At 71.2% G+C, this 26,225-nt stretch carries 27 protein-coding genes; 5 read left to right on the top strand and 22 right to left on the bottom strand.

Going from position 1 to position 26,225, the window contains the following annotated elements:
* Positions 1-82: 82 nt before the first annotated feature.
* The 12 genes from DEJ28_RS06075 to DEJ28_RS06020 all read right to left on the bottom strand — a co-directional run bounded on the left by DEJ28_RS06075 (position 83) and on the right by DEJ28_RS06020 (position 12,654).
* Positions 83-307, bottom strand: a complete 225-nt coding sequence (locus DEJ28_RS06075) for a DUF3046 domain-containing protein (protein WP_111115643.1) — start codon at positions 305-307, stop codon at positions 83-85.
* A 64-nt stretch (positions 308-371) separates the two neighbouring features.
* Positions 372-680: a helix-turn-helix domain-containing protein gene (locus DEJ28_RS06070; protein ID WP_058742950.1), complete on the bottom strand. Its 309-nt coding sequence runs from the start codon at positions 678-680 to the stop codon at positions 372-374.
* Between the two features lie 154 nt (positions 681-834).
* The gene (locus DEJ28_RS06065; protein ID WP_111115644.1) at positions 835-1,374 is read right to left on the bottom strand and encodes a CinA family protein; all 540 of its coding nucleotides are present in this window, start codon (positions 1,372-1,374) and stop codon (positions 835-837) included.
* Positions 1,347-1,991: a CDP-diacylglycerol--glycerol-3-phosphate 3-phosphatidyltransferase gene (gene pgsA, locus DEJ28_RS06060; RefSeq protein ID WP_502866945.1), complete on the bottom strand. Its 645-nt coding sequence runs from the start codon at positions 1,989-1,991 to the stop codon at positions 1,347-1,349. Before pgsA ends, DEJ28_RS06065 begins: the two co-directional genes overlap by 28 nt.
* A 5-nt stretch (positions 1,992-1,996) precedes the next feature.
* A complete protein-coding gene (locus tag DEJ28_RS06055; RefSeq protein WP_111115646.1) occupies positions 1,997-4,984 on the bottom strand; it encodes an FtsK/SpoIIIE family DNA translocase in 2,988 nt (995 codons plus the stop codon).
* Positions 4,985-5,040: 56 nt separating this feature from the next.
* Positions 5,041-6,333, bottom strand: a complete 1,293-nt coding sequence (locus DEJ28_RS06050; protein WP_111115647.1) for an ABC transporter permease — start codon at positions 6,331-6,333, stop codon at positions 5,041-5,043.
* On the bottom strand, positions 6,330-7,169 hold the full coding sequence (locus DEJ28_RS06045) for an ABC transporter ATP-binding protein (RefSeq protein ID WP_111115648.1): 840 nt from the start codon (positions 7,167-7,169) through the stop codon (positions 6,330-6,332). Before DEJ28_RS06045 ends, DEJ28_RS06050 begins: the two co-directional genes overlap by 4 nt.
* Positions 7,166-8,173 (bottom strand): permuted SH3 domain-containing protein, encoded by a 1,008-nt coding sequence (locus DEJ28_RS06040; RefSeq protein WP_111115649.1) that lies wholly within the window; start codon positions 8,171-8,173, stop codon positions 7,166-7,168. The genes DEJ28_RS06045 and DEJ28_RS06040 overlap by 4 nt, the downstream gene beginning before the upstream one ends.
* A gap of 175 nt (positions 8,174-8,348) precedes the next feature.
* Positions 8,349-10,025, bottom strand: coding sequence for a ribonuclease J (locus tag DEJ28_RS06035; protein ID WP_111115650.1), 1,677 nt, complete (start codon positions 10,023-10,025; stop codon positions 8,349-8,351).
* A 47-nt stretch (positions 10,026-10,072) separates the two neighbouring features.
* Complete coding sequence (gene dapA, locus DEJ28_RS06030) at positions 10,073-11,050, bottom strand: 4-hydroxy-tetrahydrodipicolinate synthase (protein WP_092094536.1); 978 nt, start codon at positions 11,048-11,050, stop codon at positions 10,073-10,075.
* Positions 11,051-11,290: 240 nt separating this feature from the next.
* Positions 11,291-11,824: a dihydrofolate reductase gene (locus DEJ28_RS06025; protein ID WP_111115651.1), complete on the bottom strand. Its 534-nt coding sequence runs from the start codon at positions 11,822-11,824 to the stop codon at positions 11,291-11,293.
* A complete protein-coding gene (locus tag DEJ28_RS06020) occupies positions 11,824-12,654 on the bottom strand; it encodes a thymidylate synthase (protein ID WP_258368062.1) in 831 nt (276 codons plus the stop codon). The genes DEJ28_RS06025 and DEJ28_RS06020 overlap by 1 nt, the downstream gene beginning before the upstream one ends.
* A gap of 101 nt (positions 12,655-12,755) precedes the next feature.
* On the opposite strand from DEJ28_RS06020, the gene DEJ28_RS06015 reads away from it, so the two are divergent.
* On the top strand, positions 12,756-13,667 hold the full coding sequence (locus DEJ28_RS06015) for a TIGR01777 family oxidoreductase (protein ID WP_111115652.1): 912 nt from the start codon (positions 12,756-12,758) through the stop codon (positions 13,665-13,667).
* A gap of 54 nt (positions 13,668-13,721) precedes the next feature.
* Here the strand turns inward: DEJ28_RS06015 and DEJ28_RS06010 are convergent, their stop codons facing one another.
* Positions 13,722-14,183 carry a tetratricopeptide repeat protein gene (locus DEJ28_RS06010; protein ID WP_502866944.1) on the bottom strand — a complete coding sequence of 154 codons (462 nt, stop codon included), beginning with the start codon at positions 14,181-14,183 and terminating at the stop codon, positions 13,722-13,724.
* Positions 14,184-14,189: 6 nt separating this feature from the next.
* Positions 14,190-14,936: a 4-hydroxy-tetrahydrodipicolinate reductase gene (locus tag DEJ28_RS06005; RefSeq protein WP_258368063.1), complete on the bottom strand. Its 747-nt coding sequence runs from the start codon at positions 14,934-14,936 to the stop codon at positions 14,190-14,192.
* 23 nt (positions 14,937-14,959) lie between these two features.
* Between DEJ28_RS06005 and DEJ28_RS06000 the strand changes: the two genes are divergently transcribed.
* Positions 14,960-15,484, top strand: a complete 525-nt coding sequence (locus DEJ28_RS06000; protein WP_111115655.1) for a GNAT family N-acetyltransferase — start codon at positions 14,960-14,962, stop codon at positions 15,482-15,484.
* 27 nt (positions 15,485-15,511) lie between these two features.
* On the opposite strand, the gene DEJ28_RS05995 is transcribed toward DEJ28_RS06000, so the two are convergent.
* Together DEJ28_RS05995 and DEJ28_RS05990 are read right to left on the bottom strand one after the other, a co-directional pair.
* Positions 15,512-16,114, bottom strand: a complete 603-nt coding sequence (locus DEJ28_RS05995; RefSeq protein ID WP_071293800.1) for a histidine phosphatase family protein — start codon at positions 16,112-16,114, stop codon at positions 15,512-15,514.
* A gap of 8 nt (positions 16,115-16,122) precedes the next feature.
* Positions 16,123-17,457, bottom strand: coding sequence for a M16 family metallopeptidase (locus tag DEJ28_RS05990; RefSeq protein ID WP_111115656.1), 1,335 nt, complete (start codon positions 17,455-17,457; stop codon positions 16,123-16,125).
* A 247-nt stretch (positions 17,458-17,704) separates the two neighbouring features.
* On the opposite strand from DEJ28_RS05990, the gene DEJ28_RS05985 reads away from it, so the two are divergent.
* A complete protein-coding gene (locus DEJ28_RS05985; protein WP_111115657.1) occupies positions 17,705-18,352 on the top strand; it encodes a TetR/AcrR family transcriptional regulator in 648 nt (215 codons plus the stop codon).
* 225 nt (positions 18,353-18,577) lie between these two features.
* Positions 18,578-19,105 (top strand): YbhB/YbcL family Raf kinase inhibitor-like protein, encoded by a 528-nt coding sequence (locus DEJ28_RS05980; protein WP_111115658.1) that lies wholly within the window; start codon positions 18,578-18,580, stop codon positions 19,103-19,105.
* Positions 19,106-19,190: 85 nt separating this feature from the next.
* Here the strand turns inward: DEJ28_RS05980 and DEJ28_RS05975 are convergent, their stop codons facing one another.
* The gene (locus tag DEJ28_RS05975; protein ID WP_111115659.1) at positions 19,191-21,479 is read right to left on the bottom strand and encodes a polyribonucleotide nucleotidyltransferase; all 2,289 of its coding nucleotides are present in this window, start codon (positions 21,477-21,479) and stop codon (positions 19,191-19,193) included.
* Positions 21,480-21,758: 279 nt separating this feature from the next.
* On the opposite strand from DEJ28_RS05975, the gene DEJ28_RS05970 reads away from it, so the two are divergent.
* Positions 21,759-22,958: a coiled-coil domain-containing protein gene (locus DEJ28_RS05970; RefSeq protein WP_258368064.1), complete on the top strand. Its 1,200-nt coding sequence runs from the start codon at positions 21,759-21,761 to the stop codon at positions 22,956-22,958.
* A 105-nt stretch (positions 22,959-23,063) separates the two neighbouring features.
* On the opposite strand, the gene DEJ28_RS05965 is transcribed toward DEJ28_RS05970, so the two are convergent.
* The 5 genes from DEJ28_RS05965 to DEJ28_RS05945 form a co-directional block, all read right to left on the bottom strand.
* Positions 23,064-24,026: an FAD:protein FMN transferase gene (locus DEJ28_RS05965; protein ID WP_111115660.1), complete on the bottom strand. Its 963-nt coding sequence runs from the start codon at positions 24,024-24,026 to the stop codon at positions 23,064-23,066.
* Positions 24,023-24,325 (bottom strand): hypothetical protein, encoded by a 303-nt coding sequence (locus tag DEJ28_RS05960; protein ID WP_111115661.1) that lies wholly within the window; start codon positions 24,323-24,325, stop codon positions 24,023-24,025. The genes DEJ28_RS05965 and DEJ28_RS05960 overlap by 4 nt, the downstream gene beginning before the upstream one ends.
* Positions 24,326-24,565: 240 nt before the next feature.
* On the bottom strand, positions 24,566-25,231 hold the full coding sequence (locus DEJ28_RS05955; RefSeq protein ID WP_258368065.1) for a CE1759 family FMN reductase: 666 nt from the start codon (positions 25,229-25,231) through the stop codon (positions 24,566-24,568).
* Between the two features lie 121 nt (positions 25,232-25,352).
* The gene (gene rpsO, locus DEJ28_RS05950) at positions 25,353-25,622 is read right to left on the bottom strand and encodes a 30S ribosomal protein S15 (protein WP_070416523.1); all 270 of its coding nucleotides are present in this window, start codon (positions 25,620-25,622) and stop codon (positions 25,353-25,355) included.
* A gap of 117 nt (positions 25,623-25,739) precedes the next feature.
* Entirely contained in the window at positions 25,740-26,186 is a 447-nt protein-coding gene (locus DEJ28_RS05945) for a VanZ family protein (RefSeq protein ID WP_181433712.1), read from the bottom strand.
* Positions 26,187-26,225: the final 39 nt, after the last annotated feature.

Genomic DNA, 26,225 nt, shown 5'->3' with positions numbered 1-26,225 from the left:
GAGGTCGGCGACGGCGCAGGAAGCGCCGAGTGCGCCGCGCGCCGCGCGCCGCGCGCCACGCGCCACGCGCCGCGCGCCCAGATCAGTCGTGCGGCTCCGCGAGCCCCTTGCCGTGCCGCTTGTCCAGCGGGACGTCCTGCGAGTCGCAGAGCGCGTCCCAGACCCGGCGCGCGTCGATCCCTGCATCGAGGGCGTCGGCCGCCGATCGTCCGCCGAGCTCCTCGAGCACGACGTCACGACTGACGACGGCACCGTAGGCGTCACCGAACACCTGGTCGACGGCTCGCCAGAACTCACTCACGCGCATCGTTCCACCCTACGACGAACGCCCCCACCGGCAGGACCGGTGGGGGCGTTCGGGAGCGGTGGCGTCAGCGCACCGCGAGGTCGTTGTCGAACTCGGCGACGAGGTCGTCGGGGAGTGTGTCGGGGACCGGGGTGAGGCCCTCGACCACCGCGAGGCGGTCGCCCACTTCGCGCATGATGGTCGAGATGGGCGTGTCCAGCGCGTCCGCGACGGACGCGAGGATCTCCGAGCTGGCTTCCTTCTGCCCGCGCTCCACCTCACTGAGGTACCCGAGCGCGACACTTGCCTTGGACGCGACCTGACGGAGGGTCCGGCCCTTCTGCAAGCGGAAGTCACGCAGAACGTCGCCGATTTCCTGACGAACGAGAACCATGAGAACTCCTCCTCTCTGTCGTCTCCGCGCCCGCTCGAGCCGGTTGGCCGAGTTCGGGTTGAGCAACAATAGCGTTGCCGGTTGCAGCATGCTAGCGAGGCCGGCTGCTGTACCGCTGGAGATTTCGTGAGATGTAACCCAGCGGAAACGGGACCTATTCCCGGGCCCGGATCCTGGACGACATCCGTGCCAGGAGTTCGGAGACGGTCGCGTGCCGGATTGCGTCCCGGTCACCGTCGAGGTGCAGCTCGTACGCCGCTGTTCCCGCCGCCGAGGCGATCCCGACGAAGACCGTGCCCACGGCCTTGCCGTCCTGCGGGTCCGGCCCGGCGACACCGGTCGTGCTGATGCCCCAGGTCGCCGGTTCGCCGTCGATCGACATCGCGATCCGGACACCGGCTGCCATCTGTCGTGCGACCTCGGCGTCGACCGCGCCCTTCGCCGCGAGCAGCTCGGCGTCGACCCGGAGCAGCTCGTGCTTGATCGGTGTCGCGTACGCCACGACCCCGCCGCGGACGACGGCGCTCGCACCCGGGACGTCCACGAGGGTGGCGACGACGAGTCCTCCGGTGAGCGACTCGGCGACGGCGAGCGTCTCGCCCCTTGCGGTGAGTTCCGCGATGAGTCCCGGGGCCACCGGGACGGGGACGGGTGCTGGTTCGTCGGTCACGCTGCGCTGCGGTTGTGCTTCCATGCCTGCCAGAGGTAGTCGATGCCACTCAGGATCGTTGCCAGGAACGCGGCCGTCATGAGGATACCGTTGACCCAGTGCGCCCACTCGCCCACCAGGTTCCACCACGGGAAGAGCGCTGCGGTCAGCGCCACGGCCTGCAGCACGGTCTTGATCTTGCCGCCTCGGCTCGCCGGGATCACCCGGTCGGACAGCACCGCGAAACGGAACACCGTGATGCCGATCTCGCGCACCATGATGAGGACCGTCACGTACCAGGGCAGCTCGGCGAGGATCGACAGCGCGACCAGGGCACCACCGATGAGCACCTTGTCGGCGATCGGGTCGACGAGCTTGCCGAAGTCCGTGACGAGGTTCTGGCGACGGGCGATGATGCCGTCGGCACTGTCCGTGACGATGGCGACGACGAAGACCACCGCGGCCCAGATCCGCAGCGCGCCGTCGTTGCCGGCGTCCGCCAGCAGCAGGACGAAGAACAGCGGTGCCATGAAGATGCGCACGACCGTGATGATGTTGGCCACGTTCGCCGTGGAAGCCGGCCCGGGGCCCTTCCGCAGCAGTCGTCCGCGCCACGGGAACCTGGCACCGTGCGACGTGTCCGTACCGTTCGAGGCGGTCATCGCACTCACTCCCTGCCCGTCAGTCCCCACGCGTCCTCGTCGGGCTCGTCGTCGGTTTCATCGTACCCGCGGGTCATGTCCCCCACCGGGTCGGCGCCGTACCGATCGCCGTCGTCACCGGACGCAGCACCGGCTCCGGCACCAGCGGCACCGCCGGCACCACCAGCGGCGCCGCCGGCGGCTGGCGCTGCGGGAGCGGGCGGTTCCTCGCCGCGGAGCTTCGCGAGCACGGACGGCAGCTGGTCGGTCGTGACGAGCACGTCGCGGGCCTTCGAACCCTCGGACGGGCCGACGATGTCGCGGGACTCCATGAGGTCCATCAGGCGTCCGGCCTTGGCGAACCCGACGCGCAGCTTGCGCTGGAGCATCGAGGTCGACCCGAACTGCGTCGACACGACCTGCTCGACGGCGGCCAGCAGCAGCTCGAGGTCGTCGCCGATGTCGGCGTCGATCTCCTTGCGCTCGACCACGGCCTGGACGTCCTGGCGGTACTCCGGTCGGGCCTGCCGCGTGACGTGCTGGACGACCTCGGCGACCTCGCTCTCCTGCACCCACGCACCCTGCACACGAAGCGACTTCGACGACCCCATCGGCAGGAAGAGCGCGTCGCCCTGACCGATGAGCTTGTCGGCGCCTGGCTGGTCGAGGATGACCCGGGAGTCGGTGACGCTGGTGACGGCGAAGGCGATCCGTGACGGCACGTTCGCCTTGATCAGGCCGGTGATGACGTCGACCGAGGGCCGCTGCGTCGCGAGCACGAGGTGGATACCGGCGGCTCGGGCGAGCTGGGTGATGCGGACGATCGACTCCTCGACGTCGCGCGGGGCGACGAGCATGAGGTCGGCGAGCTCGTCCACGACCACGAGCAGGTACGGGTAGGGCTTGAGCTTCCGCTCGCTGCCGGCGGGCAGGATGATCTCGTTGTTCTCGATCGCCTTGTTGAAGTCGTCGACGTGGCGGAACCCGAACGACGCGAGGTCGTCGTACCGCATGTCCATCTCCTTCACGACCCACTGCAGCGCTTCGGCCGCCTTCTTCGGGTTCGTGATGATGGGCGTGATGAGGTGCGGGACACCCGCGTAGATCGAGAGCTCGACGCGCTTCGGGTCGACGAGGACCATGCGGACCTCGGACGGCTTCGCCCGCATGAGGAGCGACGTGATCATCGAGTTGATGAACACCGACTTGCCCGAACCGGTCGAACCGGCGACGAGCAGGTGCGGCATCTTCGCGAGGTTCGCGACGACGAAGCCGCCCTCGACGTCCTTGCCGACGCCGATGGTCATCGGGTGCTTCGACTTGCGCGCCGCGTTCGACCGGAGCACGTCGCCGAGCGACACGGTCTCGCGGTCGGTGTTCGGGATCTCGACACCGATCGCGCTCTTGCCCGGGATCGGCGAGAGGATGCGGACCTCGTTCGACGCGACCGCGTACGACAGGTTCTTCGAGAGCGCCGTGACGCGCTCGACCTTCACACCGGGGCCGAGCTCGATCTCGTACCGGGTGACGGTCGGGCCGCGCGAGAAGCCGGTGACCCGCGCGTCGACCTTGAACTCGGTGAGGACGCTGGTGATCGCGGCGACGATGTCGTCGTTCGCCTGGCTGCGTGCGACCGAGGGCGAGCCGGAGCTCAGCGTCGTCGCGGCGGGCAGGCGGTAGGGCGCTGAGGGGTCCTCGTCGTCGTCGGCCGCCGACGGCAGACCGTCGACTGCAGCAGCAGCGACGTCGTCCACCGGCAGGGACGGGGAGACCGGAGCCGCCGGGGAGACCACCGGGGACACCGCTGCGTCCGGGCGGATCACCTCGGTCGCCACAGGGCGATCCGGCACGGCGGTGCCGAAGTCGCGGAGCGCCTGCTCGGCGACCTCGAGGTCGTGCTCGACGGAGTCGTTGAGGTTGATCGATGCCGGCTCGGCCGGGGTGTGGTCGACCAAGCCGGCAGCAGCCCCCGCGTTCGCAGCCGGAGCAGCGGACGCAACGCCCGCCGCGCCTGCCGCCGGGACGCCCGGAACGGTCGACGTCGCCCCGGTGATCACCGGGCTGTCGTACGCCGGGTCTTCTTCACGGCCGGACTTGTTGCGCCGCCACCACGGGACGGTGCCACCGTCCGCGTCGCCGTCTCCGTCGGTCGACGCGGCCTTGTCGTCCGCGAAGCCGAGGTCGTCGAAGAGCTGGAAGTCGGTGTCGCCCTTCTTCCCGCGCTTGGAGGCCCTCGCGCGCGGCGCCGGCGGTTCGGCGACGGCTTCCTCCGGCTCGGCGGCGGGAGCCGGTGCGCCGAACAGGTACGCGTACAGCTCGTGCGAGCGACGGCCGAGCTTGTTCGGCGGGGTCTTCGTGATGATGAAGAGCGAGAGCACGAGGAGCACGATCGCGACCGGGACGGCGACCCACGCGGTGGCGACGGTGACGAGCCACCCGATCACGACCCAGCCGATCACCCCGCCGGCGGCGGCAAGTGCGGGCATGCCGTCGGCGGCACTGGGCTGACCGCCGAACACGTGGCAGAGGGACGCGATCGACACGAGCAGCAGCCCGAGGCCGATCCCGATGCGGGTGTTGTCGTGCACCGACGCCGGGTGCCGGAAGAGCCACCCCGCGAAGACGACCATGATGACCGGGAGCGCGAACGCCAGCCGGCCGAAGATCCCACCGAACGTGTACGCGTCGAGCGCCACCGAGACGGAGTTCGTCGGGTTGAGCCACTCCACCACCGCGCCGGCGATGGCGAGGACGAACAGCAGGAACGGGAAGCCGTCGCGCCGCTGGTCCTTCTCGAGCGTCTCCTTGCCGAGCAACCGGAACATCGCTCCGACGCCGTGCGCCATCGCGAGCCAGAAGGTCACGAGCGGGTTCTGCTCACGGAACACCGGCGTCGGTGCCACCTGCGGGAGCTTCTTCGTCGTGGCCTGGGTGCGCGACGGAGCACGCGTCCCGCTTTCACGGGACGACGAGGACGCGCGCGAGCGCGTGGTCGACTTGGTGCCTCCGGCCATGGGCAGAACCCTAATCCCCACTCAGGACAAACCAAGGGAGGCCCGCCGCAGCACCCTCAGTAGCGGATCGCGTCGATGACCTTCACCCGGACGGCCAGGATCGCCGGCAGGAACCCGGCGAGCGCCCCGACGGCCACCGCCGACCCGACGCCCACGAGCGCCGCCTCGAGCGGGAACGGCGCCCCGCCGACCTCGACGCCGCTCGTGATGAGTCCGCGGACGGTCTCGTTCCCGAGCACCGCGGCGCCGATCATCACGCCGATGCCGCCCGCGACGAGCGTGCCGAGGACGTTCTCCAGCAGCACGGCGACGAAGATCCGTCCGGCCGAGGCACCGACCCCGCGCCGGATGCCGATCTCGCGGATGCGCTGTCGGACGCTGACGAGCGAGACGTTGAGGAGTCCGAGCCCACCGAGCACGAGGACGAGCACCGCGACGCCGGCGATGACGTACCGCATGGCCCCGAGCGGGTCGCCGTCGACGGAACCCGCAGCGTCCATCCGGCTCGCGTCGACCGTCGCGCCGTTCCCGACGGCACGTTCGGCATCGCTGGCGATGCGCTTCGCGAGGGCCTTGCCCCCGGTCTCCGGAACCCACACCTCGAACGACCGCTGACTGCCGTCGTCGGCGACCGGCACCGCGCTCCTCGTCGCCACCGAGTTCGCGAGCTGGTAGAACATCGGCTCGGTGTCGTACTCCGACGAGGCGTACTCGCCGACCACCACCGCGGTGACCCCGGGCGTGCCCGGCAGCCGGACGGTGGGGTGGGTCACGACGTCCGCACCGCCGAGCTGGTCGAGGAACGCCCCGTTCACGACGATCGCGGGTGCGAGGCGGTCACGGTCGGACTCGGTGAACCACTCCCCCGACGCCATCCGCAGGCGGTGCATCTCGGCGTACGGCGGGTCGACCGTCTGCCCCTGCACCTCAGTGACCCCGTCCGGGAACTGCACTCGGCGGGACGTGTACGTCGCCTCGCTGGCGAACCGCACGTCGTAGCGGGCGGCGGCGGCGCGGAGCTCACGGTCGAGCGCGTCCGCGGACCCGGACGCGGACGCAGACCCGGACGCGGACGCAGACCCGGACGCAGACCCGGACCCAGAACCGGACGCGGCATCCGACCCGTCGGCCGTGCCGGTGAGGCTGTAGGTCGCGGCGCGCCCACCGTACTGCTCGCTGAAGGCCTCGGTGACCCGTTCCGCGAGCGAGCCGAACCCGACCACGACGGCGAGGGAGGCCACGGCGATCGTCACACCGATGAGGCTGAGGACGACGCGGCCACGGTGCACGCGGAGCTCCTGCCAGGACTCGACGAACGTCCCGACGACGGTCGTCAGCACGCGGTTCACGCGGCGGCCCCCGTCCGCGACTCGCCGGGCGAGGCCACCCCGATCCCGGCCGACGCCGCGGCCGAGGCCGACGCCGGGGCCGACGCCGACGCCGCGGCCGAGGCCGACGCCGACGCCGAGGCCGAGGCCACCGCGGCGTCCACCACGGCGTCCACCGCGGCGTCCACCACGACACCGTGGTCGATCCGGTGCACGACGTCCGCGCGCGCTGCGACGGCCGGGTCGTGCGTGATCGTCATGAGTGCGGCTCCGGTCTCGGCAGCGACGGTCTCGAGGAGCTCCATCACGGAACGGCCGGTGTCGACGTCGAGGGCACCGGTCGGCTCGTCAGCGAGGATGAGCCGCGGCTCCCGGACCAGGGCGCGGGCGATCGCGACGCGCTGCTGCTCGCCGCCGGACAGCCGGTGCGGCTGCGTGTCGCCCCGGTCCGCGAGCCCGACCCGGTCGAGCATCTCCAGCGCGAGCCGTCGGCGGCGCCAGAACGTCCGACCGGTCGCGTAGAGCAACGGCACCTCGACGTTCTCGATCGCGGTCCTCCCCTGCAGCAGGTTGAACTGCTGGAACACGAATCCCACCTCGTCGCCGCGGATGCGGTCACGGCGCAGGGACCCGGCGCGGCCGACGTCCACCCCGTCGAACTCGTGGACGCCCTCGGTCGGGGTGTCGAGCAGCCCGAGCACGTTGAGCAGTGTGGACTTGCCGGAGCCGGACCGGCCGACGATGGCGACGCGGGTGCCGGCGTCGACCTCGAGGTCGACGCCGCGGAGGATCTCGAGCGGCGTCCCGTCGGGCAGCTGCACCGACTTGCGCAGTCCGCGGACGCTGACGAGGCTCATCCGATCACCACGGAGCCGCCGTCGGCGGACTCGTCGTCCTCCGTCTGCTCCTTGCCCGGCACGAACTGCAGGACGGTGTCGCCCTCGGCGAGGCCGGACCGCACCTCGACGGTCTCGCCGTCGTTCAGGCCGAGCACGATCGACTTCTCGGTGCGCGCACCGTCCTCGCCGACCACGGTGACGACGCCCTTCTGCGCGGTCCCCTGCACCGCCGTCGTCGGGAGGGTCAGGACGCCCTCGGCCGTGCCCGCGGGGACGGCGACCGTGACCTCGAGGCCGGGGAAGACCGTGACGCCGCTCGGCACGTCGCACTCGAGCTGGGTGCCACCGGACGACCCGGAACCGCCGCCGGAGTCGTCGGCGGACTCGTCGGAGGCTGCGCCGTCCGACCCCGCTGCGCTCGTCAGCGACAGGTTCGTGCACGTGAACGGTGCCGGGCCGTCCGTGACGGTGACCGTCGCCTTCGACGGACGGGACGTCAGGCGGTAGAGCTGCGCCGCGTCGAGGGTCGCACTGGCGCGGTACGCCTCAGGGGCGACCCGCGCGACGGTGTCCCCGATCGTCACCGGCTGCTTCGTGACGAGGTCGAGGCCCGACACGGTGCCACCGGACGTGGCCACGACGGTCGAGAAGGTCACGGTGGGCGGCAGCGGCGCTCCGTCGTCGGCGGTGCCGGTCGACGGGGTCTCCACCCGCACGTCGATGACCGGTGCGCCCTGCTCGACGTGGGCTCCGTTCGCCACGAACACCTTGTTCACGGTGCCCTCGACGGACGAACGCACCGCGGTCGAGGCGACGGACCGGATGGTGCCGGTCGCCTCGACGTCGTTGACGACGTCGCCCTTCTCCACCGTCACGGTGGGGTCCGCGATCTGCCCGGTGGGCACGGTCTCCTCGCCCTCGGGCTGGGCCGCGAAGAACGCGAGACGGACGAGGGACACCGCGATGGCGGCGAACACGAGGAACTTCAGGCCGGGCCACACCCAGCGACGCAGGACGGTCACCCCGGGACACTATTGAGTGACATACCGACGGGACATCATCCTGTGGGATGAACCAGGTTGGCCGACGGGCCGGAGATCGACTGGAGGCCCGGTGCACGTCCGTCAGGAACGTGCACCGGGCCTCCAGTCCGGTTCTCCGGCGCGACGCGCGTCGGCGACGCGCGCCCAGCAGGCGCTACGCCTCGATGACCACCGGGACGATCATGGGGCGACGACGGTGCTTCGTGTTCACCCAGCGACCCACCGTCCGGCGGACCACCTGGCTGAACGCGTGGCTGTCGCCGGTGCCGTTCGCGGCCGCCTCGGCGAGTGCCTTGGCGATCTGCGGACGGATGTCGTCGAAGACCGAGTCGTCCTCCGCGAAGCCGCGCGACTGGATCTCCGGGCCGATGACGCACTGCCCGGTGGTGAAGTCGACCGCGCAGAAGACGGAGATGAAGCCCTCTTCCGCGAGGACGCGGCGGTCCTTGAGGTCGGCGTCGGTGATCTCGCCGACGGTCGACCCGTCGACGTAGACGTACCCGATGTCGAGCTGCCCGGCGACGTTCACGACGCCGTCCTTGAGGTCGACGACGATGCCGTCCTGGCCGAGGATCACGTTGCGCGGCGGCACACCCGTCTGGATCGCCAGGTCGGCGTTCGCGTACAGGTGGCGCTGCTCGCCGTGCACCGGCAGGACGTTCCGCGGCCGCAGGATGTTGTAGCAGTAGAGGAGCTCGCCGGCCGAGGCGTGCCCGGAGACGTGCACCTTCGCGTTGCCCTTGTGCACGACCTTCGCACCGAGCTTCGTCAGCCCGTCGATCACGCGGTACACCGCGTTCTCGTTGCCCGGGATGAGGGACGACGCGAGGATGACGGTGTCGCCCTCGCCGATCTCGATCTGGTGCTCGAGGTTCGCCATCCGCGCGAGCACGGCCATCGGCTCGCCCTGCGACCCGGTCGACATGTAGACGATCTGGTCGTCGGGGACGTTCTTCGCCTTCTTCGTGTCGATGAGCACGTTCTCCGGCACGCGGAGGTACCCGAGGTCGGCGGCGATCGTCATGTTGCGGATCATCGAGCGGCCCATGAACGCGACCTTGCGGTTCGCGGCGGCGGCGGCGTCGAGGACCTGCTGCACGCGGTGCACGTGCGACGAGAAGCTCGCTACGACGACCTTCTTGCGGGCGCGCATGATGATGTTCTCGAGCACGGGGCCGATGTCGCGCTCCGGTGCGGTGAACCCGGGGACGTCGGCGTTGGTCGAGTCCGGCAGGAACAGGTCGACGCCGGCCTCACCGAGCCGGGCGAAGGCCCGGAGGTCGGTGATGCGGTCGTCGAGCGGGAGCTGGTCCATCTTGAAGTCGCCCGTGTGCAGCACACGCCCGGCGGGGGTCGTGATCGCGACGGCGAGGGCGTCCGGGATGGAGTGGTTCACGGCGACGAACTCGAGGTGGAACGGGCCGATCTGCTCGGTCTGGTCCTCGGCCACGACGAGCGTGTACGGCTTGATCCGGTGTTCCTTGAGCTTCGCCTCGACGAGGGCCAGCGTCAGCGTGGAGCCGATCAGCGGGATGTCGTCGCGGAGCTTCAGGAGGTACGGAACGGCCCCGATGTGGTCCTCGTGACCGTGCGTGAGCACGACCCCGAGGACGTCGGAGAGGCGGTCCCGGATGGGCGCGAAGTCCGGCAGGATGAGGTCGACCCCGGGCTGGTGCTCCTCGGGGAAGAGGACACCGGCGTCGACGATGAGCAGCTTGCCCTCGTACTCGTAGACGGTCATGTTGCGACCGATCTCGCCGAGTCCCCCGATGGGGATCACGCGGAGGGTGCCGGCTTCGAGCGGCTGGGGTTCGGAGACTTGTGTGGGCATTCGGTCCTACGGATTCGGGTGACGCGCGTTCAGCGCGCCACGGTTCGTCAACGGGTGGTGCCTGGCACCTTTGGCAATGCGCCGCCGGCTGCCGCGTTGCGGTCCGGGCGGAAGTTCGAGAAGTCGGCACCGGGGATGTCCCGGACGGCTTCGAGCGAGGTCTCGATGGCGTACGCCTCGGAGTCCTCGGGGCCGACGAGCGGCAGACGGACGCGCGGGCTGCCGATGCGGCCGAGCCCGTGCAGGATGTACTTCGCCGCGACGGTCCCGGGGACGTGCGTCATGACGGCGCGGACGAGGGGTTCGACGCGCTTGTGCTCGGCGGTCGCGGTGGCGAGGTCGCCCCGGTTCACCGCGTCGACGATGGTGCGGTACGGCGTCGACGTGATGTTCGCGGTGACGCCGATGAGTCCGGTGGCGCCGATCGACAGGTGCGGGAGCACGTTCGTGTCGTCGCCGGAGAAGTACATGAGGTCGGTGTTGTTGAGCACCCGGGAGACCTCGGCGAAGTCGCCCTTGGCGTCCTTCACGGCGAGGATGTTCGGGTGGTGCGACGCCCGCACGATGGTCTCGTAGGTGATCGGGATGCCGGTGCGGCCGGGGATGTCGTACAGGATCACCGGCAGGTCGGTGGCGTCGGCGATCATCCGGAAGTGCGTGAGCACGCCCGACTGGGTCGGCTTGTTGTAGTACGGCGTGACGATCATCACGCCGTCGGCACCGGCGCGCTCGCTCTGCTTGTAGAGGTGGATCGCGTGTGCGGTCTCGTTCGAGCCGCCGCCGGTGATGATCTTCGCGCGGCCCGCGGCGACGGACTTGCCGACCTCGACCAGCCGGAGCTTCTCCGGGTCGGTGAGGGTCGACGTCTCGCCGGTCGTGCCGGTCACGACGATGCCGTCGGCACCGGCGGTGATGCAGTCGTCGATGTGCTGCTCGACGCCTGGCCAGTCGACCTCGCCGTCGGCCGTGAACGGGGTCACGAGGGCGACGAGGACCTGACCGAAGGGATTCTCACGCGGGGACACGGTCACCAGCGTACCGGGGATGCGCGTCGGGACCGCCGTCCGTGTGGACGGTCGACCGCCTTCGGACCGGCCGGGAGGCGCGGATCACGCCCGCCTCGACCGTCACGCCCGCCGGGTGGCCGGCCATCCAGACGCCACGGGACGGCCGTCCGCACAACCGAAGCCACCCCGAACCGCGCGAAAGCGCGGTTCGGGTGCACTTCGGTTGTGCCGCGCTCGGCGGCGGCACGCTCCCGGCGCTCAGGCGCGGCGTCGCCACTCGAGGAAGCGGTAGCGGGCACCGCCGTTCCGGGACTCCTGCCACGGTCCGTCGTCGACGAGGGTCCAGTCGTCGCCGAGCGTCGGCGCCCGGGTGTCCCCCGCGACGTCGAGGTCGATCACGGTCTCGGAGACCCGATCGGCGAACGGCACCGCCGCGGCGTACACCTGCCCGCCGCCGATGACCCAGACGGGCTCGTCGGTGTCGAGCGCGGTCGCCAGGTCGTGCACGACCTCGGCGCCGTCGGCCGTCCACGTCTCGTCGCGGGTGAGGACGACGTTCCGGCGGCCGGGCAGCGGCCGGAAGCGCTCCGGCAGCGAGTCCCAGGTGCGTCGACCCATCACCACGGTGGCGTCGCCGGTGACCTGCCGGAAGTGTGCGAGGTCTTCGGGGACGTGCCAGGGCATCCCGCCGTCGGCGCCGATGACGCCCTGCACCGATCGGGCCCACACCATGCCGACGCCCCGCACCGGTTCGGTCCAGCCGGGTTCGGTCGGGCCGGGCTCCGCAGCCATCAGACCGCGACCGCGGCCTTGATCGCCGGGTGGTGGTGGTAGCCGACGACCGTGAAGTCCTCGTACTCGTAGTCGTCGATCGAGTCACGCGGGGCGATCTCGAGCGTCGGCATCGGGTACGCCGTGCGGCGCAGCTGTTCCTCGACCTGCTCGACGTGGTTGTCGTAGACGTGGCAGTCGCCGCCGGTCCACACGAAGTCGCCGACCTCGAGCCCGGTCTGCGCCGCGATCATGTGGGTGAGGAGCGCGTACGAGGCGATGTTGAACGGGACGCCGAGGAACATGTCCGCGCTCCGCTGGTACAGCTGGCACGAGAGCTTGCCGTCGTTGACGTAGAACTGGAAGAACGCGTGGCACGGGGCCAGCGCCATGTCCGGCACGTCGGCCACGTTCCACGCTGAGACGATGAGTCGGCGCGAGTCGGGGTTCGTCCGGATCTGCTCGATGACCTGGGCGATCTGGTCGACGTGCTCCCCCGACGGGGTCGGCCAGGAACGCCACTGCACGCCGTAGACCGGGCCGAGGTCGCCGTCCGCGTCAGCCCACTCGTTCCAGATCCGGACGCCGTGCTCCTGCAGCCAGCGGGCGTTGCCGTCGCCGCGGAGGAACCAGAGCAGCTCGTACGCCACCGACTTGAAGTGCACGCGCTTGGTCGTGACGAGCGGGAACCCCTTCGACAGGTCGTAGCGGAGCTGCGCGCCGAAGACGCTGCGGGTACCGGTCCCGGTGCGGTCACCCTTCGGAGCGCCTTCGTCGAGGACCCGCCGCAGCAGGTCTTCGTAGGGCGTCGGAACGGAGGCGTCGGGCTGCACGGTCTCGCTGTCGGTCACGGCAGCAGCCTAGACGCGACCACCGACGATTGGGAGCCGGCGCGGACGACGTACCCCGCGCCTCCAGGCCCCTGAGTACCGTTGCTCCCAAGGAGGCCCACATGGCGGAACAGCCGCTCTCGATCCTGGTGGCCGGCGCGTCCGGCTTCATCGGCACCCCCCTCGTCCGCGCCCTGCGCGAGGCCGGGCACCACGTGACCACGCTCGTCCGGCGGGAACCGCGCACGGCGGCCGAGTTCCGCTGGTCCCCCGGCAGCCGACCGCTCGACCCGGCGATCCTCGACGGCGCCGACGTGGTGATCAACCTCGCCGGCGCGAACATCGGCAAGCTGCCGTGGACCGAGACCTACAAGCAGGAGATCGGCAGGTCGCGGATCGACGCCACCGACACCCTCGTCGAGGCGATGCGGCACGCCACCACCCCACCCGCGCTCTTCCTGTCCGGCTCCGCCTCGGGCGTGTACGGCGACCGCCCGGCGGACGTCCTGCAGGACGACGCCGCCCCGGGCACCGGCTTCCTCGCCGAGGTCTGCACCGCGTGGGAGGCGGCGGCGAACCAGGCGCCGGACGGCGTCCGCGTCGTCACGCTCCGGACCGGCATCGTCGTCGGGAAGGGCGGCGGCGCGCTCGCACCGCTCGTGCCGCTGACGAAGGCCGGGCTCGGCGGCCGCCTCGGGACCGGTGGACAGCACTGGCCGTGGATCGCCCTCGACGACGAGGTCGGCGCGATCGTGCACCTCGCCACGAGCCCGTCCGCGTCGGAGGTCACCGGCCCGGTGAACCTCGCCGGACCGCAGCCCGCCGTGGCCGACCGGATCACGAAGCGCGTCGCCGAGGACCTGCACCGGCCCTACGTGTTCCGGATGCCGGAGTTCGCGCTCCGGCTCGTCCTGCGCGAAGCTGCCGACGAGATGCTCCTGTCGAGCCAGCAGATGGTGCCGACGAAGCTGCTCGAGTCGGGGTACGCGTTCCGGTACGCGCGCGCCGAGGACGCGGTCGACGCCACGTTCTGACGTGGTCGGCCCGACGGCCTGGAGGCGCGGGGCAGGCCCGTCACGCGCCTCCGGTCAGTGGGCGGTCGCCTTCGCGAGTGCCGTCCGCATCGCGGCGCGGGCCCGCTTCCGGTCCCCCGCCGCGTCGTACACGACACCGAGCCGGTACCAGCCGCGCCAGTCGGCCGGGTCCGCCTCGACGGCGGCCTTGTAGGTCGGGAAGAGCTCGTCCGCCGCTTCACGCACCGGCCGACCCGAGGGACGCACGGGCACGACGTCGGCCGGGGCCGCCCCCTCGTGCTCGAGCCGCGCACCGAGCCGGGTGATGCGCACGCCGAACCGGAACTCCAGCACGAGCAGCAGCGCCCCGATCGCGGCGATCACGAAGAGCGCCACACCGATGGCGATCCCGATCGCCAGGCCGGTCTGGATGAACGCCACGGCACGCTGCCCGACGAGCACGATGTACAGCGCCAGCAGCACCGTCATGAGGGCGGCGCCCCAGAACGGCGACCGCAGCGATCGAGCGACACCCACGGCGCGTCAGCCGATGCCGAGGACGCTGCCGAGGCCGACCGTCAGGCCGCGCATCGAGCCGACCGCGCCGAGGGCCGCGCGGATGCCGGCGACGTAGGCGACGTCGTCGTGCGTGTCGTGCCGGATCGTCAGCGTCTCGCCCGGTCCGCTCAGCAGGACGTCCTGCACGGCCTTGACGCCGGGCAGCCGGAGCGAGTGGATCGGGACGCTCGCGACCTGCTGCCCGCGGGCGCGCTGGTCCACGTGCGGGGCGTCGACCGGGCCGACGTCGCGTCGGGCGGCGGCGATGAGCTCCGCGGTGCGGACGGCGGTGCCGGAGGGCGAGTCGATCTTGCCGGCGTGGTGCGTCTCGACGATCTCGACGGCGGGGAACCACGGCGCCGCGATCGTCGCGAGGTGCGTGCCGAGCACCGAGCCGATCGAGAAGTTGGGGACCACGAAGACGCCCTGCTCCGGGCGCGCCTCGAGACCGGAACGGAGCGTGGCCAGTCGGTCACCTGACCACCCGGAGGTGCCGACGAGGACGTTGGCCCCGCTCGCGAGCGCGTTGTCCACGATCGCGGGGCTGAGCGCCGGCACCGTCACGTCGACCACGACGGCCGCGCCACCGAACACCGAGGGGGCGGCTTCGTGCGCGCCGTCCTTCGACGACAGGCTCGCGACGAGCTCGAACTCCGGGAGTTCCTCGACGACGGAGGCCACGAGGCCCCCGAGACGACCGGTGGCGCCGACGACGGCGACGGGAGTGACCATGTGTCCCATCCTAGGATCGACGCATGACGCTCGAGGTCAGGACCGTGCCGGCAGACATCCCCGAGGTCGACGCGCTGCTCGACGCGTACCTCGACGAGCGCGAGGCGACGTTCCCGAGCGCGCAGGGCTCGTACGCGCGGAAGCGCACGCCGGCTGCCGAGTTCACGCCGCCGAACGGCACCTTCGTGGTCGCGTACGACGACGACGACCACGACCGTCCGGTCGGCGGTGGCGGCCGTCCGGTCGGCGGCGCCCGTCCGGTCGGCTGCGGCGGACTCCGGCGCATCGCGGACGACGGCGACGACGTCCGCTTCGAGGTGAAGCACGTCTTCGTCACGGCGGCGGGGCGCGGGCGGGGCGTCGCGACGGCCGTGATGGACGCGCTCGAGGCGGACGCCGCACGGCTCGGGGCGACCGCGGTCGTCCTCGACACGAACGACTCCCTCGTCGCCGCCGGCGCGATGTACCGCAGCCGGGGCTACGAGCGCGTCGAGCCGTTCAACGAGAACCCGAACGCGACGGCCTGGTACCGCAAGCCGGTGCGATAGACCGGCTGGCGCCAGACGGGCTGTCCGCTAGACCGGCTGGCCGACCGGCAGACCCGTGCGGAGCTCCACCGGCAGGTGGGCGAGGTCGTTGAGCGCGACCACCTCGGCCGGCTTCGCCGAGCGGATCCGGATGATCGTCAGCGCCGTGTGCGCCACGTTCGTGCCCATCCAGCGCCACTCCGGCGCCTGGAACGCCTCGCGCACGAACCAGCCGATCACGGCGTTGTGCGTGATGAGGAGGTCGTGCCGGTCCTCGCGAGCGGGGGTGAACCACTCGGCGACGGCATCGCCCATCTGCGCCTGCCCGGCGACGATCTCCTCTTCCGTGATGCCGCCGTACCACCCCTGGTACGCGTGCGGCATGTCGGGCGTCGGCCCGGAGGGGATGCAGTCGAAGAGCAGGGTCGACGGTTCGGGCTGGATCGCCGGAAGCCGCTGCGCGAGGAACGAGGCGGTCTCGCTCGGAGCCTCGAGCGGCGAGTGGTACACCCCGTCGAAGGGCACACCGCCCAACCGGTCGGCCACGAGCATCGCCTGTCGCTTGCCGCGCTCCGAGAGCTTGCCGTCACGGAGACCGTGTTCCGCGTCCTGGTGCTCACCGTGCCGGACGAGGTAGAGGTAGTGCGACATGTCGGCGCTCAACCGCCGATCCCGATCGCGGCCGCGAGCTCGTCCTGCCGCACGGCACCGACCACCGAGGTGATCGTCGGACGGGTCAGGAGGTCGCGCGCCAGGTCGAGGACGGCGCCGGTGGTGACCCGGTCCACGCGCTCGAGGGCGGTGGCGAGGTCGGTGAACTCGCCGGTGCCGAGCTCGGAGCGACCGAGGCGGGTCATCCGGGCGTCGGAGTCCTCGAGCGAGAGCGTGAGCGCACCCTCGATCTGCCCCTTCGCACGGCGGAGTTCGTCGCTGGTGATGCCGTCGTCGACCATCCGGCGGAACTCGGCGTCGACGATCTCGATGACACCGGGCACGTTGTCGGGCGCACATCCGGCGTAGACACCGAAGGCGCCGTTGTCGAGGTAGGCGGGCGCGAAGGAGCTCACCGCGTAGGCGAGCCCGCGGCGCTCGCGGACCTCCTGGAAGAGGCGGGAGCTCATGCCACCGCCGAGGACGGCGTTGAGCACGCTGAGGACCGGGCGTCGCTCGTCGCGGAGGTCGAGCCCCTGCGACCCACGGAGCATGCTGACCTGCTCGGTGGGGCGGTGCACGACGGAGAGCTTCGGGATCGCCGGGTCGGCCACCGGCTGCGGCGTCCGACGGGCGAGCGGCGAGGCGTTCGGCGCGCCCTGGAACACGGCCTCGACCAGTTCGCAGAAGGCGTCGTGGTCGACGGCTCCGGCGGCGGTGACGACGATGCCGTTCGGGGCGTAGTGCTCGCGGTAGTGGGCCAGGACCTCGTCGCGCTGGACGGCGCGGATGCTCTCGGGCGTGCCACCGATCGGGCGGCCGAGGGCGTGTCCGTCGAAGGCCGCCGCGAAGAACGCCTCGCCGGCGACGTCGGCCGGGTCGTCCGCAGCCATCGCGAGTTCCTCGAGGATGACGCCGCGTTCGACGTCGAACGCCGCGGCCTCGAGCACGGAACCGGTGACCATGTCGCCGATGACCTCGATCGCCATCGGGACGTCGGCGTCACGGACGCGCGAGTAGTAGCAGGTGTACTCCTTCGCGGTCGCGGCGTTGTGCTCGCCGCCGACGGAGTCGAAGGAGATCGCGATGTCGAGCGCCGAGCGCTTCGCGGTGCCCTTGAAGAGCAGGTGTTCGAGGAAGTGCGTGGACCCGTACTGGCCCTCGCGCTCGTCCCGCGAACCCACCCCCACCCAGAAGCCGAGGCTGGTCGAAGCCGCGCCGGGCATCGCCTCGGTCAGGACCCGCACGCCCGAGGGCAGGACGGATCGGCGGACGAAGGCGCCCCCGGACGTCAGGAACGACGTGTCCGGGGCCTCGAGCGGCAGCGGCACTGGGTGGTTCATCGCAGACGAGCCTACTGACCCCCGGGGCTCCCTCGCCCAGTTTCCACAGGCGCACGGTACGTCACTCGAAGTGGGGTACATGAAAGGAGGATAGAAAGACTCGTCTGTCTGTCCTCCATTGTGGTACAGTCGTTCACGCCGGATCGAAAGCCCCCCTAGATTCCGATCCGGCGGCTCGGGACATCAGTCCTCGCGGCCACGAGTCCCCCCACTCGGTCGCGGAGCCGATGAACCAAGGAGCCACGCTGTGACGGTCGATTCCCCCCAACCGACCGTCCAGCGTCTCCCTGGCCCGAGCACGAACCTCGCGTCGCCGGACGGGTCGAGCGTCCCCCCGACTCCCCGCTCCGGCGGCGCGAAGGTACGCATCCTCGAGACGGCCAGCCGGCTCTTCTACGAAGAGGGCATCCACAGCGTCGGGGTCGACCGCCTCATCTCCGAGGCGAGTGTCACCAAGGCGACGTTCTACAAGCACTACGGGTCGAAGGACAACCTGATCCTCGCCTACATCCGGACGCAGCACGAGCGGGTGCAGCAGCGGATGGAGCAGCTCATCGCGGACGCCGGCACCCCCTCGCGGGCCGTCCGCGACTGGGTCGCCGCCCTCACCGACGAGGTCAACGACCCCGACTTCCGCGGGTGCGCGTTCCTCAACGCCGCCGCCGAGTACCACGACCCGCGCGACCCCGTGCGCGAGGTCGTCGCCATGCACCGCGACTGGTACACCGAACGGCTGGCCGACCTGCTGCAGGACGCCGGACACACGCTGCCCGGCGACGGAGCGGACGAACTCATGCTCGCGCGCGACGGCGCCATGTCCGGCGCGTACGCCGGTGACGCGATCGCCGCGACGGCGGCCCTCGGCCGCGTCGTGGAGCGCGTGCTCGCAGCCTGACCGCCCGCTGCTGACCGGCTCGTGCCGGTGCGTCTCGTCGTTCGCTCGCGCGACTATGTCATTCGCTGTCGCTGTCGCTGTCGCTGTCGCGACCACGTTCCGGCCTGGAGGCACGGGACCGGCCCGCACCGCGCCTCCAGTCCGTCGCCCTTCCGCCGTCCACCGCGCCTGCCGCGGCCCCGCCACGCGGGTGGGCTTCCGAGGTGCCGGGTGTTGGCTGGACGCATGGCCAACGACCCCAACTGGAACCTCCCCGAGGTCCCCTCGTTCACCCTGACCAGCCCCGACTTCACCGACGGCGGAGCCCTGCCCGACTGGGCGCGCGGCACCGACGCCGGGGGCGAGGACCGCTCCCCCGCGCTGGAGTGGTCCGGCGCTCCCGAGGGCACGCAGAGCTACGTCCTCACCGTGTACGACCCCGACGCGCCGACCGGATCGGGGTTCTGGCACTGGAGTCTCACCGACCTCCCGGCGTCGGTGCACGAACTGCCGCAGAACGCCGGAACGGACGACGCCCTGCTCCCTGCCGAGGCACTCCGCCGCCGGAACGAGTTCGGCACGGACACGTTCCTCGGTGCCGCTCCGCCCGCCGGACACGGGCCGCACCGCTACTTCTTCACGGTGAGCGCGCTCGACGTCCCCGTGCTCGAGGCCCCGGCCGATGCCACCCCGGCGGTGGTGGGCTTCCTGCTCCGTGACCACCTGCTCGGGCGTGCGCAGCTCGTCGGCACGCAGGAGACACCTGCCGCCTGACCCGCGCCCCGTCGCAGGCCCGACGGCGAACGGCCGCCGTCCCGGAAGGGACAGCGGCCGTTCGTGCGTCAGGACGCGGGGAGGATCAGCCCTCGGCCGGGTCCTCGGTGTGCGCGCGGACGGTCTCGACCGGAGCGGACTCGGTCTCCTCCGCCACGACCGGCGCGAGCGACAGCTTGCCGCGGTCGTCCACCTTGGTGACCTCGACCAGGACCTTCTGGCCGACGCCGAGCACGTCCTCGACGTTCTCCACACGCTTGCCACCGGCGAGCTTGCGGACCTCGGAGACGTGGAGCAGACCGTCGCGGCCCGGGAGCAGCGACACGAACGCACCGAACGTCGCGATCTTGACGACCGTGCCGAGGAACTGGTCCCCGATCTCCGGGTTCGTCGGGTTCGCGATCGCGTTGACCTGCAGACGAGCAGCCTCGGCCGAGGGGCCGTCGACGGCGCCGATGTAGACGGTGCCGTCGTCCTCGATCGAGATGTCGGCACCGGTCTCGTCCTGGATGCCGTTGATCGTCTTGCCCTTCGGGCCGATCAGCTCGCCGATCTTGTCGACGGGGATCTGCACGGAGATGACGCGCGGGGCGGTGTCAGCCATCTCGTCGGGGGCGTCGATCGCCTCGTTCAGCACACCGAGGATCGCGGAGCGCGCTTCCTTGGCCTGCTTCAGCGCGGCGTCGAGGACCGACGAGGGGATGCCGTCGAGCTTCGTGTCCAGCTGGATGGCCGTGACGAAGTCCGAGGTGCCGGCGACCTTGAAGTCCATGTCACCGAGGGCGTCCTCGGCACCGAGGATGTCGGTCAGCGCCGCGTAGCGGGTCTGACCGTCGACGGTGTCGGAGACGAGGCCCATCGCGATGCCCGCGACCGGGGCCTTGAGGGGCACACCGGCGTTGAGGAGCGACAGGGTCGAGGCGCAGACGGAACCCATCGACGTCGAACCGTTGGAGCTGAGGGCCTCGGACACCTGACGGATGGCGTACGGGAACTCCTCGCGCGACGGCAGCACCGGCACGAGGGCGCGCTCGGCGAGGAAGCCGTGCCCGATCTCGCGACGCTTCGGCGAACCGACGCGACCGGTCTCACCCGTCGAGTACGGCGGGAAGTTGTAGTGGTGCAGGTAGCGCTTCTTCTTGACCGGCGACAGCGAGTCGATCTGCTGCTCCATCTTGAGCATGTTCAGCGTGGTGACTCCCAGGATCTGGGTCTCGCCGCGCTGGAAGATCGCCGAACCGTGGACGCGCGGGATCACGGCGACCTCGGCGTCGAGCGGACGGATGTCGGCGAGGCCGCGACCGTCCATGCGGACCTGCTCGGTCAGGATCCGGCCGCGGACGACCTTCTTCGTGACCGACTTGTAGGCACCGCTGACCTGGCCGTTGGCGGACTCGGGGAGCTCACCGGCGGACACCTTGGCGGCGACTGCCTCCTTGACGCGGGCCTTCAGGGCGTCGTCGGCGTTCTGACGCTCGAGCTTGCCGGCGATCTTGTAGACGTCACCGAGCTCGGAGAGCGCGAGGGACTCGACGACCGAGTAGACCTCGGGGGCGTAGGCCGGGAAGACCGGGAAGTCCTGGATCTCCTTCGCCGACTGCGCGGCGAGCTTGGCCTGGGCGTCGACGAGGGACTTGAGGAACGGCTTCGCCGCCTCGAGGCCCTGCGCGACGACGGCCTCGTCGGGCTTCGTGGCGCCGCCCTGGATGAGGTCCCAGCTGTGCTCGGTGGCCTCGGCCTCGACCATCATGATCGCGACGTCCTCGTTGCCCGCCTCGTCCGTGACGACACGGCCGGCGACGGTGAGGTCGAAAACGGCCTCGGCGAGCTGCGACGCCTTCGGGAACGCGACCCACTGGTCGGTGCCGTTGGCGCCCGGGATGAGCGCGAGGCGCACACCGGCGATCGGGCCGGAGAACGGCAGACCGGAGATCTGCGTCGACGCGGACGCCGCGTTGATCGCGAGCGCGTCGTAGAACTCGTCCGGAGCGATGCTCAGGACGGTGATGACGATCTGGACCTCGTTGCGGAGGCCGTCGACGAACGACGGGCGCAGCGGCCGGTCGATGAGACGGCAGACGAGGATCGCCTCGGTGCTGGGACGGCCTTCACGGCGGAAGAACGAACCGGGGATCTTGCCGGCGGCGTACGAGCGCTCCTCGACGTCGACCGTCAGCGGGAAGAAGTCGAATCCTTCACGCGGGTGCTTGCCGGCGCTGGTGGCCGAGAGGAGCATCGTTTCCTCGTCGAGGTACGCGGCGACCGCGCCCTGCGCCTGCTGTGCGAGCCGACCGGTCTCGAACCGGACGGTGCGCTTGCCGAATCGACCGTTGTCGATGACGGCCTCGGCGAACTTGATCTCGGGACCCTCCAAAAGGGTGCCTCCTTGATGTGTTCGGCAGGCTGGGGCCACGGCACCCGATGGTGCGTGCACGCCGAAGTGATCGGGACGCATGTCTGGCCAGCAGTAGAAGCACTCGGGAAACCATCCGGCCCGCGAGCCACCACCGATGACCAGCTCCGTGCCCGGCCTGCGCAGTGTTTGTCGTAACGCCCGGGGAAACGGTCCCCGGACGTCTTGGACTTTACCAGTCCGCAGGGAAACGGCGGCGAGGCTCACGGCGAACGGGCGTGTCCCCGATAACCTGCGGAGATGCGCCTCACCCCCTCCCGGGGCTTGTTCGTCGCGGCTGCACTGGTCGTCGGCGTGCTCGTCGCCCCTGTCGTCTCCGCAGCACCGGCGATCGCGACGGAGTACCCCAGCTGGCAGGACGTGCAGCACGCGAAGGGGAACGAGGACACCAAGAACGCCGAGATCGCACGCGTCCAGGCGGCGCTGCAGACGGCGCAGGCAGCCGCTGCGGCGAAGTCGCAGGCGGCGCTCGACGCCTCCGAGAAGGCGGACGACGCCGAGGCGGAGCTGACGGCCGCCACCCAGGCCGCCACGAGCCTCCAGGCCCAGGCGGACCGCGCGACCAGGACAGCCGACCGTGCCCAGCAGCGCGCCGGCCAGCTGGCGGCGAACCTGTACCGCGACGGCAGCTCGAACGAGATGACCACCCGGATCGCGACCGCGAAGGACCCGGGCCAGCTCCTCTACCAGCTCGGGGCGCTCGACCAGCTGTCGTCGACGTGGGCCGGCGTCATGGACGACGCGTCCGTCGCGGCGAAGACCGCGTCGTCGTTGCACGCACAGGCGACCCGGGCCGAGCACGAGCGCACCGAACTGGCGGACGCGGCCGAGACGAAGGCGACCGCCGCGAAGGACGCCGAAGCCGCGGCGGACGCCGCCGTGGACGACACCCAGCAGCACAGCGACGAGCTGTACGCGCAGCTCGCGTCACTCAAGGACACCACCGCGCAGACCGAGGAGCGGTACGCACTCGGCCAGAAGGTCGCGGCGCAGAAGGCCGAGCAGCAGCGGAAGCGCGCTGCGGCGGCTGCGGCGGCCGCGGCGGTCCCGACGCCCGGCACGAGCGCGTCGGACGCCACCAGCGGCGGCTCCGGCACGTCGTACCCGAGCACCGGCGGCGTCGTGGTCGACCCGGCCGGCGCGCAGGCCTACGCCCGGAGCGCGCTCGCCTCGTACGGCTGGGGCTCGGACCAGTTCGGGTGCCTCGTGTCGCTGTGGACGCAGGAGTCCGGCTGGCGGGCGAACGCCCTCAACGCCTCGAGCGGTGCGTACGGCATCCCGCAGTCGCTCCCGGCGGACAAGATGGCCGCTGCCGGTGCCGACTGGCGGACGAACGCGGCGACGCAGATCAACTGGGGACTCGCGTACATCAAGAGCGCCTACGGGTCGCCGTGCGGCGCGTGGAGCCACGAGATGGGCGTCAACCCGCACTGGTACTGAGCGCGGGCGGGCTCGGTCTCGCGGGCTCGTGGGCTCGCGCGCTCGGTCTCGCGGGCTCGCAGGCTCGCGGTCGAGACACTCCCACTGCTGCGAGACACCGCCTGATCACGCGGAGTCTCGCACCCGAGGCGGCGTCTCGCCCACGACGCCGGCCACGTCGACGGGCCAGCGGCCCAGCCGGACGACCGAGCCGTCCGCCGCGACGAGCCGAGCCGCGCGGCCGCTCCGCCGCAGGGCCTCCACCGCCCCGTGCCCGCGCACGATCGCCGCGGTCGTCATCGTGTTCGCGGTGGTGCAGGACGGGGCGACGACCGTCACCGAGCGCCAGACCGGATCGGCCGGCAGACCCCAGCGCGGGTCGAGGATGTGGTGCCGCGCGTGCCCGTCCTGCTCCCAGCGGCGCTTCTGCGTGCTCGAGGTCGCGACGGACCACCCGGCGGCGAGCCGCACGTGGTCGACGGGGTCGTCCTCGAGGTCCTGCACCCGCACCTGCCAGCCGCCGGACGGGTCGGGGCCGGCGGTGGCGACGTCCCCGCCGAGGGACACGAGCGCGCCGACGCCGAGCCGTGCGGTGATGCTCGCCGCCGCCGCGTCCGCCGCCGCGGCCTTCGCGATCGCGCCGAGGTCGAGCGTGATGCCCGCCGGCACGCGGAGGAAGGTGCCCGACAGCAGGACCCGCTGCCACGCCGGTCGGTCGTCGAGCGCGCGCGCCATCGCCTCGGGAACGTGCACCGGTTCGGCGCCGGCGAACACCGCGTCGTAGCCGAGCGACACCATCCGTCCGCCGAGGGTCGGATCGACGTCGCCGTCGGTCGCCCGCGCTGCGTCGAGGGCCTGGTGGACGAGGCTGGCCAGCAGCGGGGAGACCTCGGCACCGCGCACGAGGTCGTCGGCCCGTGCCACGAGTTCGGAGTCGCTCCGGAAGCGGCTGCACGCGGCGTCGACGGCGGCGGTGACCTCGCGGACGCAGGACTCGGCGGCGGCGAGGTGGCGACGGTCCCGGTGGTCCAGGACGACGCGGGCGGTGGTGGTCCAGCAGTCCCACTCGGCGGCGGCACGCACGGTCACGAACCCGTCGTCGTCGCGTCGGAGCTGCCGGTGTCCGCGCTGCCGGTGCTGGTGCTGCCCTGGGTCACGCCCTGATCGGTCGAGGTCCCGGAATCGGTCGACGTGCCCGAGCCGGACGTGCTCGAGTCGGACGTGCTCGAGTCGGACGTGCTCGAGTCACTGCTCTGCGTCGTCGTGCTGCTCTGCTCGTGCCCGAACCACAACCCGGCGCCGGTGACCATCGCGACCACGAGGCCACCCACGCTGACGAGCGCGCTCGTGACCTTCGCCGATCGTCTGCCGTTCCCGCTGCTGTCCATCGGTACTCCTCGTCGTCATGACGAGGTTCCCGAGCCAGCCGATGAACGACCAGTGGACCGTCTGCACCGTTGCCCGACGACCCCTGTGTCCCTCCTCAGAGCGATCCTGCCCATCACACGTGGAGTAGGAAGCGGATCCGCGCATAGGGAGTCGGAAATTCCGACCTCCTACGAGCGATTCCGCTCCCTACGAGCGATTCCGCTCCCTACGAGCGATTCCGCTCCCTCCGCGCGGGGCGGTCAGTGACCGAGGCCGCCGAGGAGGGACGCGAAGTCCACGGTCGCGGGGAGCGCGTCGGCTTCCTGCGGGGTCCGACGGGAGGCGCGGATCGCCCAGGCCAGGTCGACCCCGGCCCGGCGGATGCGTCCGTCCAGTGCGGCCGAGTCACCCTCGCTCCCCCAGTCGTCGGTCGCGGCGAACACGCCGGTGGGGACGACCGCGGCACGGAGGTACGCGAAGACCGGACGGAGCGCGTGCTCGATCGCCAGCGAGTGCCGAGCAGTCCCGCCGGTGGCCCCGAGCAGCACGGGCATGTCGGCGAGGGAGTCCTTGTCGAGCACGTCGAGGAACGACTTCGCGAGGCCGCTCACCCCGGCGGTGAAGATCGGCGTGACGAACACGACCGCGTCGGCCTCGACCACCGTCGCCATGGCTGCGGACAGGGCCGGCGCCGCGAACCCGGTGAGCATCGCGTCGGTGATCTCGTGTGCCAGCGGACGCAGGTCGACGTGCAGGACCTTCGCCGTGCCTCCAGGCAGTCCGGTGGCGTCCGGTGCCGTGAGCGACGCGACGGCGGCCTCTGCCAGGCGGTCGGCGAGCAGGCGGGTGGAGCTGGGCTCGGAGAGCCCGGCGGAGACGACGGCGATGGTGGTCATGGTGAGTCCCGACTTTCGCTGCGTTTGCATGAACATCGTACCGAACCACGACGGGCGCGCAACCATTCCCGGCGAAGTGCGATCGGAAAACGGAGAACGCCCCGACCCTCCGAAGAGGACCGGGGCGTTCGGTCAAGCCGTTGGGCGACGACTAGCGGCGCAGGCCGAGGCGCTCGATGAGCGCACGGTAGCGGGCGATGTCGACGTCGGAGAGGTAACCGAGGAGACGGCGACGCTGACCGACCATGAGCAGCAGACCACGACGCGAGTGGTGGTCGTGCTTGTGCTCCTTGAGGTGCTCGTTCAGGTCGTTGATACGACGCGTCAGAACGGCGACCTGGACCTCGGGGGATCCGGTGTCGCCCGGGTGGGTCGCGTACTCTTCGATGATCTCCTGCTTGACCTTCGCGTCAAGTGCCATGGAGGATCCCCTTCCTGCTCTGCATGAGAGCGGTGTCCGTTGCGCGGTGCCCACACCGGATGTGTGAGCGCTCTTTGTCCGCGGCCGTTCGACGGCAACCGCAGAAGACTACCAGAGTCAGGCGGTCCGAGCGCGCAGTCGGCGACGACGGGGTGCGGGGAGCAGGCTGCGGACGAGTCCGACGACCGTCGCGCCGAGCAGCCCGCCGAGCCCGTTCGAGAGCACGTCGCGGGGGTCGGCCACGCGGTACGGCAGGTAGACGGCCTGGGCGATCTCGATGCCGGCGGACAGGCCGACGCCGACGACGGCGCCGAGGAACCACCAGCGGCGCGGCAGCCACAGCGCCGCGAGCATGCCGACGGGGACGAACATGGCGATGTTCGCGAGGAACTCCGTGCGCTCGTACGTGAACCACGTGCCGTGCGGCAGCTGCTGCACCCAGGCGATCGCGTGCAGCACGAGGGAGTTCTGCGCCGACGTGAACACCTGGGGCGTCAGCGTCATCCGCCAGATCACCCAGGCGTACGCCGCGGTCAGGGCGAGGAGGAGGAGCTTCCGGAACATCACGCCAGTCTGGGGCACGGTCCTGGCAGGAACCACCAC

Origin of the sequence: Curtobacterium sp. MCPF17_002, assembly GCF_003234115.2 — a bacterium.
Lineage (GTDB): Bacteria > Actinomycetota > Actinomycetes > Actinomycetales > Microbacteriaceae > Curtobacterium.
This window is presented reverse-complemented; position numbering and strand designations above follow the sequence as displayed.